We start from the raw sequence: 12,675 nt of genomic DNA on the forward strand, positions 1-12,675 counted from the left end.
GCTATTTGCCGTAGCGGGCAATGAAGGCCTCTTTCTGGCGCACGTATTCGGGGTGGACTTTGGCCGCGTCCCACTGCCGGCCGAAGATTTCGGCGGCCGCTACCTTGTCGGGGTCGGGGGCGGCGGTGCGGGGCAGCTCGGCGCGGCCGTGGGCCCCGGACTGGCCTTTTTTGTCGGCCGGCACGGGGCCGTCGTACTTCTTGCCGCCGCGGTGGTTGGCGTAGCGCCGGGCCCGGGTGAAGCCCATTTGCAGGAACTTGCGGGCCATGTCGGCCCCCACAAAATCTTCGGCCTTCAAATACGCCTCAAACAGGCCCCAAATAGCTTCTGAGGAAGCCGTGGCCGCCGCCGCGTCTTTGAAGCGCCAGTGGGGCAGAATCTCGCCCTTGTAGGGCTGCACCAGCAGCACGCCCTGCTCGCCGCGCCCCACGCGGTAGAGCTCGGGGTGCTGGCGAAAATCGACGGTGTGGAAATCGAGGGTGTAATCGAACGGCATAACGGGGCCCGGGTGGGGATAAAGTGGATAAGTACGTGGATAACCGCCCGGCGTGGTGCCCCAAGGGGGATAAGGTGAATAACTGTGGGGCCAACCGCCCGGCGGGGGCCCTCGGTGGGGATAAGGTGGATAACCGTGGGGATAACGGGTCGGCTGGGGCCCCGGTGGGAATGCGCGGGGCCCCCGGCTGGCCAGCCCCGGGGCCCCAGCCGGCAAGAGTGGCCCGGGGGCAAGGGCCGGGAGTTTTCCACCTGGATAAACTTTGATTAAATTTTTTTTCAAAAAAACCCTTTCTATTTCCAGTTATTAGGGACGTTAATAAGTGGACAACTCGGTGGGGTTATCCACCGTGCGGATAACTTGTGGGTAAAGCAGGGGTTGTCCACCGGATATCCACCGGCAATGTGGATATCATTCGGCTGTGCATCAGCACGTTGATTGCCTTTTCCACCTATCCCCACGTTCTCCACATACGCACAATCCACCGGGCGGGGCCGCTGGGGATTGGGCATATCTGGTGGGGGAGTTATCCCCGGTTGTCCACCGGCCGCGCGCCCTGTGTGAGGTCCCTCTCCCACCAAATAAAGTTGTGCGCATGTTATCCCCACGCGGCCGGTGGGTTTCCCCCAGGTTATCCACCAAAACAGGGCCCCGGGCAAAGGCATGTGGAAAACCCGGTGGAAAACCGGTGGATTACCGCCCAAAAAGGCCCTCAGTAACTGGAAATAGCCTAAAGTTATCCCCCAATGTGGATTACTCGGGCTAAAATGCGACGGGTTCTTCGATTTCGAAGTTTGAGCGCAGCTGCACCACTTTGGGCAGCAAAACCACCGGCTCGGGGGCCGTAATCAGGTCGGGGTTGCCGCCCTGCCAGCGGCCGTCGCCGTTGGCGTCCACGAGCACGCGCAGGCGGTACTTGCCGGGGGGCACGTGCTCGAAGCGGTACTTGCCCACGGGCGAGGCCAGGGCCTGCACCACCTCGTACTTGTCGTTCAGGAGCTGCAAAACGAAGCTTTTGCGCTCGGTTTTGATGGTGCCGAACAGGGTGCCGTCGGGGTCTACTTCGCCCAGCTCGAAGCGCAGCGGGCGGCGGGGCCAGCGCAGGGCCTGCCCGGTCACGGGCAGCAGGGCGGTGCTGTCAATAACCAGCTCGACGCGGTTTTTGGCTTGGGTGTTCAGCATCACCGTTAGCTCGGTGCGGGCGGCGTTGAAGGTGGCGTCGGCGGGTAGGCGCAGGGGGCGGCGGCGCACCGAGTCCTCCACCAGCGTGCCCACCGGACGGCCGGCCACGGCCAGCATGGGCACCGGGAATTGGAGCCGCACGCGGCCCTGGCGGTACACGCTGCGCGGGTTGCCCTCCACGGTGTAGGCCACGGCCTCGGGGGCCTTGCGGGCGTTGGCCCCGGGCACCGGGAAGCGCACGGCCAGCGTGTCGCGGGCTACGTTGCCGCTGCTGTCGGTGGCCGTGAGCAGGTAGCGGCCATCGGCCAGGCCCGCTGACTTGAAGAGTAGCAAGTTGCGCCCCCCGTCGGTGAGCTGCACGGCCTCGGGGGCGGGGGTGCGGGCGGGGTCCGGGGCGGGCAGCGGGGCCAGGGCGGCGGTGGCCAGCCCCTCGTTGAAGGCGATGCGCAGCGCGGTGGGCCCCGGCGTTTGGGTGGTGAGCAGCGGCGGCCGGCGGTCGGGCCGGGTGAGCTGCAAATCGGCCACGAGGGGCGTGGGGCCCACCGCCACGGGCGCGGGCAGGTAGCCGATGTGCTCGCCCTCGTCGAAGCGGTTGTTGGTGTTCTTGTCCACGAAGGCGTAGAGGCGGTAGGTGCCGGACCGCAGAAAGCCCAGGTTGTAGGCGCCCTTCTTATCGGTGCGGGTGAGGTAGTAGGGCCGGCCGCGGCGCACGCCGGCCGTGTCGGCCAGCCGGAACAGGGCCACGCTGGCCTCGCCGATGGGCTGGGCCGTGAGCAGGTCCGTGACGGTGCCGCGCACCACCCCAGAGTCGAGCACGGCGCCGGTGCTAAAGCTAAGCTGGGCGTTTTTGGCCGGCAGGCTCTCCGTGATGTCCACCACCGCGTTGCGGAAGTTGAAGCTGTAGGTGGTGCTGTCGGCCAGCGGCTTGTCGAACAGCAGCGTGACCGAGTTGCGGTCCTCGCGCAGCTTGTAGTTGTTGTCGGGCGCGAGCTGGGGCGTGATGAGCAGGTTCTTGCTCAGGTCCTTCACCTGTACGTACTCCGAAAATACGAGCCGCACCGACTGCAATTTCACGTTGCGGGCCGCGCTGTCGGGCACGCTGCTGATGAGGCGCGGCGGCGTCACGTCGCGGGGGCCCCCCTGGGGCGGTGCCACGGCCGCGCAGCTCGCCAGGGCCCCCAGGGCCGCCACGGCCAGCCATCGTTCGGCACAAAAAGCCATGTTCTTCGGGTAGTTCAAAGGTGTAAGTTCGGGGCCCTGGCCGGTGCGGCTCAGGCCCGCCCCGCTACGTAGAGCAGGCTCGAATATTGCCCTTCGTGCCGGGCCGCGGCGCGGTTGGAGGCGTAGCCCAGGCGCAGGGCCCGCAGCAGGCGGCCGGCCCCGCCCTCGGCGGGCTCGCTCAGCAGGCTCACGTAGTAGGCGTCGAGGGGCATGGGCAGGGTGGCGCGCAGGGCCAGCTGGTGCTTTTTGAGCAGCCGGGCCATGGTGGCGGGCACGAAGTGGTAGAGGTGGCGGGGCACGTCGTAGGCCGCCCACCGGGCCCCGTAGTGCTGGGCGTCGAAGCTGGCCGCGTTGGGCACGGCGATGAGCAGCACGCCGCCCGGGCGCAGCAGCCGCACGAGCTGGGCCAGGGTCTCGTTCAGGGCGTGCACGTGCTCGAGCACGTGCCAGAGGGTGATGGCGTCGAACGAACCTGCTTCCAAATCGGCCAGGCTACCGGGGCCCCCAATGGGCTGGCCCACGCGCTGGGCGGCGTCGGCGCGGGCAGCATCGTTGGGCTCGAGGCCAGCCACTTGCCAGCCGGCGCCGCGGGCCGCGGCCAGGAAGTGGCCCGTGCCGCAGCCGTAGTCCAGCACGCGGCCGCGCTGCGGGGCGTAGCGGTTCAGCAGGCGCACTTTGCTGCGCATGGTGAACACCCGGGCCAGGCGGTACACCTGGTTCACGAGGCCGGCGGCCCCGCTGTTGTGCGACACGTAGGCCGCCGATTCGTAGTAGCGCCCGATGTCGTCGGGCCCCGGGCGCGGGTTCGTGAACTGAAACCCGCAGGCTGCGCACGCCACCACCGCGAAGCTCTCGTGGCTCACCGTGCGGTCTTCCACCACCAGTTTGTTGCGAAATTCGGTTTTGCCACAAACCGGGCACTTGGCTATTTTCTCGTAATTCACAGGCTGTGCGGATTGGGGCCCTGGTTGCGCAGCACCGGCCGGATTGCTCCGGACCAATGCCGCCGCAACGCAGCGCCTAACGCGGCAAAGGTAAATGGCCGGGCCGGGCGGCCGGGGCCCCACCGTTCGCGGGGGCCCCGGCCGCCCGGCCCGGAAAAGTAAACGCGGCTTAGCGGTTCAGGTACACCATCAGCACCGACACGTCGGCTGGCGAGATGCCGCTGATGCGGCTGGCCTGGCCCAGCGTTTCGGGCTGAATCTTGAGCAGCTTTTCGCGGGCCTCGTGGCTGAGGGCGGGCATGGCGCGGTAGTCGAGCCGGCCCTGAATCACGAAGTTTTCCAGCTCCAGCATGCGGGCGGCCTGCTGCTGCTCCTTCACCAAGTAGCTCTCGTACTTGATGCCGATTACCGCCTGCTCCAGCGCCTCGGCGTCGAAGCCGGCCAGTGCGTCGGCCAGCGCGGGCAGGGCCCCCGTCAGGTCGGCCAGCTCCAGGTTGGGGCGGCGCAGCAGGTTCACGGCGCGGGTGCGCTCGCTGATTTCGGCCGAATTCAGGGCCCCCAGCAGCGGGTTGATGGTAGGGGCCTCGATGGCGAAGTCCTTTAGCAGCTCGGTGGCTTCGGCGGCCTGCGCCTGCTTGCGCTGCACCCGGGCCAGGCGCTCGTCGGAGGCCAGCCCGAGGGCGTGGCCCAAGGGCGTGAGGCGCAGGTCGGCGTTGTCTTGGCGCAACAGCAGGCGGTGCTCGGCGCGGCTCGTGAACATGCGGTAGGGCTCGTCGGTGCCCTTGTTCACGAGGTCGTCAATCAGCACGCCGATGTAGGCCTCGCTGCGCGAAAGCACGAACGGCTCGCGGCCCTGCACCTTGTTGTGGGCGTTGATGCCGGCCATCAGGCCCTGGCAGGCGGCTTCCTCGTAGCCCGTGGTGCCGTTGATCTGGCCCGCGAAGTAGAGGCCCGCCACCTGCTTGGTTTCCAGGGTGGCGCGCAGCTGCGTGGGCGGGAAGTAGTCGTACTCGATGGCGTAGCCGGGCCGGAACATCTTGGCATTTTCAAACCCCGCAATTTCGCGCAGGGCCCTATACTGCACGTCCTCGGGCAGGCTGCTCGAAAAGCCGTTCACGTAGCACTCCACGGTTGACCAACCCTCCGGTTCTACAAAAATCTGGTGGCGGTCCTTGTCGGCGAAGCGGTTGATTTTGTCTTCCACGCTCGGGCAGTACCGGGGCCCCAGGCCCTTGATGCGGCCCTGGAACATGGGCGACTTCTCAAACCCTTCGCGCAAAATGTTGTGCACCCGCTCGTTGGTGTACGTGATGTAGCACGGGCGCTGCTGGGCCAGCGGCTCAGTGTCGAGGTACGAGAACTTGCCGGGCACGGCGTCGCCGGCCTGCACTTCCATTTTGGAATAGTCCAGGCTGCGGCCGTCCACGCGGGGCGGGGTGCCGGTTTTCATGCGCCCGGCCTCGAAGCCCAGCGTCACCAGCTGCTCGGTCAGGCCGCGGCTGCCCTTCTCGGCTGCGCGCCCGCCGCCGAAGTTTTTCTCGCCGATGTGGATGAGCCCGTTCAGGAACGTGCCGTTGGTGAGCACCACTGCGGGGGCCCTAAACTCGATGCCGAGCTGGGTGACGATGCCCGCCACGGCGCCGTTTTCCACCAGCAAGCCCGTGACCGATTCCTGCCAGAAGTCCACGTTCGGGATGCCTTCCAGGGCCAGGCGCCAGGCTTCGGCGAAGCGCATCCGGTCACTCTGCGCGCGCGGGCTCCACATGGCGGGGCCCTTCGAACGGTTCAGCATCCGGAACTGAATCATGGTTTGGTCGGTGACGATGCCGGACTGGCCGCCCAGGGCGTCAATTTCGCGCACAATTTGGCCCTTGGCCACGCCGCCCATGGCCGGGTTGCACGACATCTGGGCGATGGTGTTCAGGTTCATGGTGGCCAGTAGCACCCGCGAGCCCAGGCGGGCGGCGGCGGCGGCGGCTTCGCAGCCGGCATGGCCGGCGCCCACCACAATCACGTCGTATTCGGAAGAAGGAAACATAGCGTTAGCGCGTAAGGTTGTCGCGGTGGGTAAACCCGTGAGTAGCAGGACAACGAAAACCGCCTACAAAGTTCGCCACAAAATGATTAGCGCCGGGGCCCCTGTCAAGGCTGGCCCATTGCCTTGCGCAGGCACACGCTATTTTCTATCCCGGCGTATTGCCCGAAATTTTCGGTGCGGGCGTAGCCGCTTTTCTCGTAGAGCCGAATGGCCGCTGGCTGCCGCTTGCCCGTTTCGAGCACGGCGGCCGGGTAGCCAGCTTCCCGGGCCCGCGCCTCCAACTCAGCCAGTACGGCACCAGCCACGCCCTGCCCGCGGTGCGCCGGCTGCACAAACATGCGCTTGATTTCTACTGCCTCGGCCGTGTACGCTCGGAAGGCCCCGCAGCCCACGGGCCTGCCGCCGAGGTAGGCCACCACCACGGTATCGAGGTAGTCGATGCGGTTGAGCTGCGCGTAGAACACGTGCTCATCGCCGTCGATTTCGGCCAGGTAGCGGTCGAGCAACGCCACCAGCGCCTGGAAATCGGGGTTGTCGGAATTGGTACGGACGAGGCGGAGCATGGCGGGCGCGAACGGTTTGGACGAGTAATTTACCTAGCTAGTGCCGTTGGGCCCCTGGCCAAGCCCTACTCCTCAGTGCCGGCCCCTTCCCGCGCCAGCCAATCGGCCACGATGGCCGCTGATTGCTGCGCCACCACGTCCCAAGAGAACGGCGGCCATTGGCGGCGGTAGCAGTCGAAGACCTCGGTGGCCGCCGGGCAGGCCCACAGCTTGTAGTCGAACTTGGGGTAGCCGTGCACCACGTAGCCGGGGTAGTAATACGTCTTCTGCTGCGCCTGGGCGTGCGCTATTTTCAACAGCATCAAGTACTTGCCCAAGCTATGTTGGCGGTAAGCCGGGTGGTAAAAGTTGACGATGCCGGCGATGCTGTCGGCGCCCTGGTCAAAAATGCCGGCCGCCACCAGCCGGCCGCCGTCGCGCACTTCCACCACGGCCGTGTCAAACACCGAGTGCGCCGTGTCGTCGGCCAGCAACAGCTCAGCCAGGGTAGGCGAAGCTTCAAAATCAAGCGATTGAAAGTACAGGTGGTACAGTTCCTCGTACTCCGCCGTGAGCCGAAACGGCCGCACCGCCACCTCAAATGCCGCATTGCGTCGCAGCAGGTGGCGCTGCTTGGGGCCCCATTGCGCATCGCGCAGCACCACGCGCAGCCAATGCACGGTGTGGAGCTGGCCGTCGTGGGGCAAAAACTGGCAGGTGAACAGGTCCTGCCGCATCCGGTAGTAGCCCAGGCCCAGGTAGTAATCCAGGGCGGGGCCGGGAATTACGAGCGGCATAGTGGGCAAACAAGTGGGCCCGGGGCCCCTAAAAGGTGCGCAGCGCCAAGCAGTGGTCTTCCTTGGCGCGCATGGCCGTTTGGCTCAGCAGGTCCTTGTCATGGTAGCCCAGCAGGTGCAGCACGCCGTGAATCATCACGCGGTGCAGCTCATCGCGGAAGCTGACGCCCAGGTCCTTCGCGTTGTCGGCCACCCGTTCGGTACTGATGAAAATATCGCCTTCCAAAATGTCCGAATCGTCGGCATTATCGAAGGTGATGACGTCGGTGAGCGTATCGTGGTTCAGGTACTCCACGTTCATGCGGTGCAGGTACTCGTCCGAGCAGAAAACGTAGGTGAGCTGCACGATGCGGTGCTCGTGCACAGCGGCTACGCGCTCGATCCAGCCCACCAATTCCTCGGCGTCGGCCAGTTCAAAGTTGGGCGCGTCTTCCACCATAAACTCGATGCCGGGGGCCTCGTGGTGCAGGGGCCCAGGCGGAAACGAAGCAAAGTCGGGCGGCTCTACGGGCGGGGCAGTGTTCACGCGGCGGCGGTGGGGGTGGGCGGTGAGGTTTCGGCGGGGGCCAACTGGAACGTCAGCTCCACGCGGCGGCCTTCGTTGCTGAACTCCACCGCATCAGCCAGGTGGCGGATGAGAAAAATGCCACGACCACCGGGGTTTTCAATGTTTTCGGGGGCCGTCGGGTCGTCCAGGTTCTCGTGGTTGAAGCCCATGCCCTCGTCCTCAATCTCAAACTTGAGCTGGTTGGGCAGCACGTACAGCGAGAGGTATACGTTCTTATCCTTATCGAACTTGTTGCCGTGGCGAATGGCGTTGTTCACCGCCTCGGTCACGGCCACCATGATGTTGCCGTAGATATCGTCCTCTATCTGAAAGGTATCCTTCGAGTTGTCGATGAAGCTCTCCACCACGCGAATGTTCTCGACCAGGGACGGAATCTGGATTTTTACTTGTTTCATAGCATCAAAGTGCAAAGGAGAGCGACAAGCGCTAGGCGGCAAAATTAAAAACTTTAACGATAAGTACAGGGTAGCCAACAGGGGCCCTGCGGTAAATTATTTCATTTTCTGGAAGTACTCCCCCACCTCGCGTTGGTAGTAAGGCGTGAGCGTCGGCGGGTTAGTACGCAAAAGGTCGGTTTGGCGTTGGCCGGAAACTTTGTACTTATCAAAGGCGGGCGGGAACACGGGCGGTTGTGGCTTAGCTGTTTGCGCCTCGCGTTTGGTGTCCTGGTCGCGCTCCCGGGCCGATTTCTCTACCTCCAGCAAGCGGGTCAGAATCTGTTGCTGGCGCAGCAGGGTTTGCTCCGTCAGGCGCTTGTTTACGAGGTCGGTTTCGGTTTGTTCCATTAGTTTCTTCACTTCGCCGCTACCACCCCCTCCCTGCTCTCCTTTGGCATCTTTCTCGCTGGGATTGTTGCCTTTGCCGTCCTTGCCGCCGGGCTTACCACCACCGTCCTTGCCGCTGCCGCCGGGGCCCCCCGGGTTCTGCATCCGGTCGAGCTGCTGCATGGCCTGGCGCAGCATCTGCTGCTGGCCGGCCAGCTTGGCCAGCTCCTGCGACATGGCGCGCCCGGTTTTGCCGCTTTGCGAGAGTTGCTGAATCTGCTGGTTGAGCTGCTGCTGCATTTGGCCCAGGTTGCCGGGGCCTTTGCCCTGGCCCTGCCCTTTGCCCTTGCCCTTGCCTTTTTTGCGGCCGGGCTTGCCCTGGCCGTCCTTGGGGGCCCCTTGCGCCTGCGCCTGGGCCTGCTGCATGTCGTTGAGGGAGCTGCTCAGCATCAGGGCCAAGTTGTTCATGCTGGTCATGGCCTGCTGCTGGGTGGCGGTGGCGCGGTTCACGTCGCGCTGCTGGATGTGGCCCAGGGCCTCGTCCATGCGGCCGTTCATCTCGCCCACTTCGCGGGTCACAAAGCTCTGAATCTTAGGCTCGCGCTTGGCCAGCGCGTACAGCGAGTCCTGGATGATGCGCGAGTCATCACGCAGCTTGCGCTGGGTCTGGCCCAGCTGCACGAAGCGTGGGTCGCTCTGGTCCACGCGGCGGAAATCCTTCATCAGGCTTTCCTGGTCGAAGCTGAGCGTCAGCAGGTTCTTAAGGATGTAGCGCAGGTCGTCGATGTTCTGCTGGGCCTGGTCGCTTTCCTCCTGGTCCATCTGGTCGCGCATCTTCTTGGCCATTTTCTGCATCCGCTGGGCAGCGCTTTTCTGCTTGGCAGCGGCCTTCTGGTTCTGGTTTTTGCCCAGCTGCTGCTGGCCTTCCTCCATGTCCTGGTCGGTTTGCTCTTGCTCGGGCTTTTGTTCGTCGGCCCCGTTCTGGTCACCCATTTCCTTGTCCAGCTGCTTGAGGTCCTGCAAGTCCTTTTTCAGGTCCTCAAACTGCTGCTGGTTCTCGGCCTGGGTTTGCTTGAGCTGCTCCTGCGCTGCTTTTTGCTGCTCCTTCGAGGCCTTATTGTCGGGGTTGTCCTTGTCATTCTGGGCGGTTTTTTCGGCCAGCTTCTGCTCGTCCTCGGCCAGCTTCTCCAGCTTGTCGGCCGTGGCTTCGGCCTTCTGGTCAAACTGCATCTGCTTGAACATCTCCAGGGCCCGGTCCAACTCTTTCTGCAAGGTGTTCTCCTTGTTTTCGAGCTGCTGCATCAGCTTCTGCATTTCGGCGTCGGGCTGCTTTTGCTGCTCCAGCAGCTTTTGCAGCTTGTCGTACAGCTTCTTGGTTTCGGGGTCGAGCAGGTCGGCCATCAGCTTTTTCAGCTCGTCGGCCTTCTTGGCCAGTTCCTCGCTCTTGGGGTCGAGCTGGTCCTGCTTCTGCTGCAACTGCTCGAAGGCCTTCTGCATCTGCTCCACCTGCTGGTTGAGCTGCTGCTTTTGGTCGAGCATGTTTTCGAGCTGCTTGCGGTCCTGGAAGCTCAACTCGCGCTTGGTCTTCAGCTTGTCGGAGGTCTTGGCCAGCTCGCGCTCCAGCTTCTCGCTCTGCTTGGCGGCCTGGCTCATCTGGCTGGCCACGGCCTGCGAGGCGGCGGCCAGCTGCTGCTCCTGCGCGCGGCGGCCGGGCAGCCGAAACTCGGCTGGGCGGGTGCGGGTGGCCTTGGAGCCGTGCAAGCCGTCGTTGTCCCAAGCTTCCACAAAGTATTCGAGGCGGTCGCCGGGCTTCAGGCCCAGGGCCCCAATGTTCCAGGTGTAGCCGTAGGTGCCGGCGCTTTCGCGGGGCAGTGCCAGCGCCACCACCCGCGCCGCGCCGCCGGGGCCCCCGCGGCGCACCGTGTAGTGCAGCAGCAGGCGCGTGAGGCCGTAGTCGTCGCGCACGGTGCCGCCCAGGGCCAGGAAGTTCAGCGAGGCCGTGTCGGAAAACACCTCCAGCGTGAGCGTGGGCGGCGCGTCGGGCACAGCGGTGAGCTGGTAGGCGATGGGGTCGGGGTTGCGGCTGGCCGCGTTTTGCAGCCGCAGCTGGTAGGGCTGCGAGCGCAGCACCTGCCGCGTAGCCACAAAGGCGTCGCCGGCGCGCTGGGCGGCCAGGGTTTCGGCGGGGTTTTCAAACACCAAGGCCAGGGCTTGGGTGGCGGCCGTGGCAAATTCCCAGCGCACGGTGCTGCCCTCGGGTACGGTCAGGTTGCCGCCGTTTTCCACGGTTTCGGGGCCCCGGCCGGTGTAGGCGGGGTAGGTAATGCGCACCTTAAAGTCGCGCAGGCTGGGCCGCTCCCGCACCACCAGCCGGTGCTCGGGCGAGGCAAAGCCGGCGCCGGTGAGCTGGAAGTCCACGTCGGCCTGGGGCTGCTCGAACACGTAGCGGAACTGGTCGGCGTGGCCCGGCACGCGCTGCATTTTGCGCTCGGTTCCGCCGAAGCGCACGCTGGCCTCGGCCGGCAGGGCGCTGCCGGTCACGGTCACCTCCAAGGTGAAATTCTCGCCCCGGAAGGCCATCAGCTGCTTGTTTTTCAGCACGAACTCGAACGGCGCGGGCGGTGAATACGCCCGCTGGTAGTGCCAAATCCGCTCGGTGCCCTGCTTCAAAAAGCTCGGAAACACGGCCAGCGCCAGCCCCAGCAGCGCCAGGGGCCCCAGCGCGTACTTCCACAGCGGGCGGCTTTGCTGCTGAATGTCAATGCCTTCGGCGAAGGAGATTTCGCCGAGCTGGGCGGCACGCTGCTCTAGGCTGGCGGCCACCAGGGCGTTGCCGCGGGCCTGGCCTTGCAGCTGCAGGGCGTTCAGGAGGCGGTCTTGTACCTGCGGGAACAGTTCGCCCACGCGGCGGGCGGCCTGCTCGTCGCTCAGCAGGCGGCGCAAATTGGTGAGGGCCGCCAGCGGCCGCCAAATCCAGCGCGCAAAGGCGTAGGCCGTCAGCCCCAAAAAGCCGAACAGCAGGACCGCCCGCACCGCCGTGGGCAGGTACAGGAAGTACTCAAGCAGGTTGAAGGCCACAAACAGCGTGAGCAGTAACCCGCCCGCCACCAGGGCCCCCCGCACCAACAAATTCAGGTAAAACTTGCGCTTGAAGGCTTCCAGCTCGGCCCGCACCCGCGCCAGCGCCGGGTACTGGTCCGTGCCGGGCGCGTCGCGCTCCACCACTACAGCCATAAGTCAGGTCTTGTCTCCGGGAAAGATACGCACAGCGGGGCGGCGTTAGTTCAATCCGCGGGGCCCCGGCCCTACCCCAGCTCCACCCAGGCCGGGCAGTGGTCGGAGTGCACGGCGTCGGGCAGCAGGCCGGCCGCTGCCAGGCGCGGCGTTAGCGCGTCGTCGGCCAGCCAGTGGTCGAGGCGCCAGCCCACGTTGCGCCCGCGCGAGCCGGCCCGGTAGCTCCACCACGAGTAGTGGCCCGGGGCCCCCGGGTGGTGGTGGCGGAAGGTGTCCACGAAGCCGTCGGCCAGCAGGTCGCGGAACCACTGGCGCTCCTCGGGCGTGTAGCCGGGGCTCTGCTGGTTGGCCTTGGGGTTGTGCAGGTCGATTTCGGTTTGGCAACAGTTGAAGTCGCCGCCGATGAGCAGCGGGGCCCCGCCCGCGGCCCGCAGCCCGGCCACGTAGCGCCGGAAAAAATGCAGCCACTCCACCTTGAAGGCCTGCCGCGCCGGCCCGCTCGTGCCCGACGGCATGTAGGTGTTCAGCACCGAAACGTCGTCAAAATCAAGTCGTAGCACGCGGCCCTCGTCGTCGTAGGCGGGCGTGCCGCAGCCGTGCACCACGGCCACGGGCTTGGTTTTCGAGAATGTGGCCACGCCGCTGTAGCCGGGCTTTTGGGCCGGGTGCAAGTAGGCGTAGTAGCCCAGCGCCTCGAAGCCCGACACGTCCAGGGGCCCCACGCCGGCCTTTATTTCCTGAAGGCACAGCACGTCGGGGTCGGCCTGCTGCACCCAGTCGAGCAGCCCCTTGCTCAGGGCCGAGCGCAGGCCGTTGACGTTGTAAGAAATGATTTTCAAAAGCGAATGAATTGTTAATTATTACTGAGCCAACCGGTTGCCAACCGTTG

10 protein-coding genes are annotated in these 12,675 nt (G+C 65.3%); all 10 read right to left on the bottom strand.

All coding sequences use genetic code 11. The annotated features are described in order from the left end of the window. Position 1: 1 nt before the first annotated feature. The 10 genes from EAH73_RS18295 to EAH73_RS18340 all read right to left on the bottom strand — a co-directional run bounded on the left by EAH73_RS18295 (position 2) and on the right by EAH73_RS18340 (position 12,625). Positions 2–496, bottom strand: a complete 495-nt coding sequence (locus EAH73_RS18295; RefSeq protein ID WP_140468872.1) for a DUF4385 domain-containing protein — start codon at positions 494–496, stop codon at positions 2–4. A gap of 762 nt (positions 497–1,258) precedes the next feature. Further along, on the bottom strand, positions 1,259–2,899 hold the full coding sequence (locus EAH73_RS18300) for an Ig-like domain-containing protein (protein WP_140468873.1): 1,641 nt from the start codon (positions 2,897–2,899) through the stop codon (positions 1,259–1,261). A 50-nt stretch (positions 2,900–2,949) separates the two neighbouring features. Then, on the bottom strand, positions 2,950–3,843 hold the full coding sequence (locus EAH73_RS18305) for a methyltransferase domain-containing protein (RefSeq protein ID WP_140468874.1): 894 nt from the start codon (positions 3,841–3,843) through the stop codon (positions 2,950–2,952). Between the two features lie 169 nt (positions 3,844–4,012). Beyond that, positions 4,013–5,881 carry a tRNA uridine-5-carboxymethylaminomethyl(34) synthesis enzyme MnmG gene (gene mnmG / locus EAH73_RS18310; protein WP_140468875.1) on the bottom strand — a complete coding sequence of 623 codons (1,869 nt, stop codon included), beginning with the start codon at positions 5,879–5,881 and terminating at the stop codon, positions 4,013–4,015. A gap of 104 nt (positions 5,882–5,985) precedes the next feature. After that, positions 5,986–6,444: a GNAT family N-acetyltransferase gene (locus EAH73_RS18315; protein WP_140468876.1), complete on the bottom strand. Its 459-nt coding sequence runs from the start codon at positions 6,442–6,444 to the stop codon at positions 5,986–5,988. 65 nt (positions 6,445–6,509) lie between these two features. Beyond that, positions 6,510–7,220, bottom strand: coding sequence for a GNAT family N-acetyltransferase (locus tag EAH73_RS18320; protein ID WP_140468877.1), 711 nt, complete (start codon positions 7,218–7,220; stop codon positions 6,510–6,512). A gap of 28 nt (positions 7,221–7,248) precedes the next feature. Further along, positions 7,249–7,746, bottom strand: a complete 498-nt coding sequence (gene ybeY / locus EAH73_RS18325; protein ID WP_240047328.1) for an rRNA maturation RNase YbeY — start codon at positions 7,744–7,746, stop codon at positions 7,249–7,251. After that, on the bottom strand, positions 7,743–8,183 hold the full coding sequence (locus tag EAH73_RS18330) for an ATP-binding protein (protein WP_140468878.1): 441 nt from the start codon (positions 8,181–8,183) through the stop codon (positions 7,743–7,745). The genes ybeY and EAH73_RS18330 overlap by 4 nt, the downstream gene beginning before the upstream one ends. Before the next feature lie 96 nt (positions 8,184–8,279). Then, positions 8,280–11,786 (bottom strand): DUF4175 family protein, encoded by a 3,507-nt coding sequence (locus EAH73_RS18335; RefSeq protein ID WP_140468879.1) that lies wholly within the window; start codon positions 11,784–11,786, stop codon positions 8,280–8,282. A gap of 71 nt (positions 11,787–11,857) precedes the next feature. Next, positions 11,858–12,625 carry an exodeoxyribonuclease III gene (locus EAH73_RS18340; protein ID WP_140468880.1) on the bottom strand — a complete coding sequence of 256 codons (768 nt, stop codon included), beginning with the start codon at positions 12,623–12,625 and terminating at the stop codon, positions 11,858–11,860. Positions 12,626–12,675 lie beyond the last annotated feature (50 nt).

Origin of the sequence: Hymenobacter nivis, assembly GCF_006439025.1 — a bacterium.
In the GTDB taxonomy this organism is placed as follows: Bacteria; Bacteroidota; Bacteroidia; order Cytophagales; family Hymenobacteraceae; genus Hymenobacter; species Hymenobacter nivis_A.

Bases quoted from the DNA above. Each gene is read 5' to 3' on its own strand.
- EAH73_RS18295 (WP_140468872.1), bottom strand. From the start codon at position 496: ATGCCGTTCGATTACACCCTCGATTTCCACACCGTCGATTTTCGCCAG.
- EAH73_RS18300 (WP_140468873.1), bottom strand. From the start codon at position 2,899: ATGGCTTTTTGTGCCGAACGATGGCTGGCCGTGGCGGCCCTGGGGGCC.
- mnmG (WP_140468875.1), bottom strand. From the start codon at position 5,881: ATGTTTCCTTCTTCCGAATACGACGTGATTGTGGTGGGCGCCGGCCAT.
- EAH73_RS18315 (WP_140468876.1), bottom strand. From the start codon at position 6,444: ATGCTCCGCCTCGTCCGTACCAATTCCGACAACCCCGATTTCCAGGCG.
- EAH73_RS18320 (WP_140468877.1), bottom strand. From the start codon at position 7,220: ATGCCGCTCGTAATTCCCGGCCCCGCCCTGGATTACTACCTGGGCCTG.
- EAH73_RS18330 (WP_140468878.1), bottom strand. From the start codon at position 8,183: ATGAAACAAGTAAAAATCCAGATTCCGTCCCTGGTCGAGAACATTCGC.
- EAH73_RS18335 (WP_140468879.1), bottom strand. From the start codon at position 11,786: ATGGCTGTAGTGGTGGAGCGCGACGCGCCCGGCACGGACCAGTACCCG.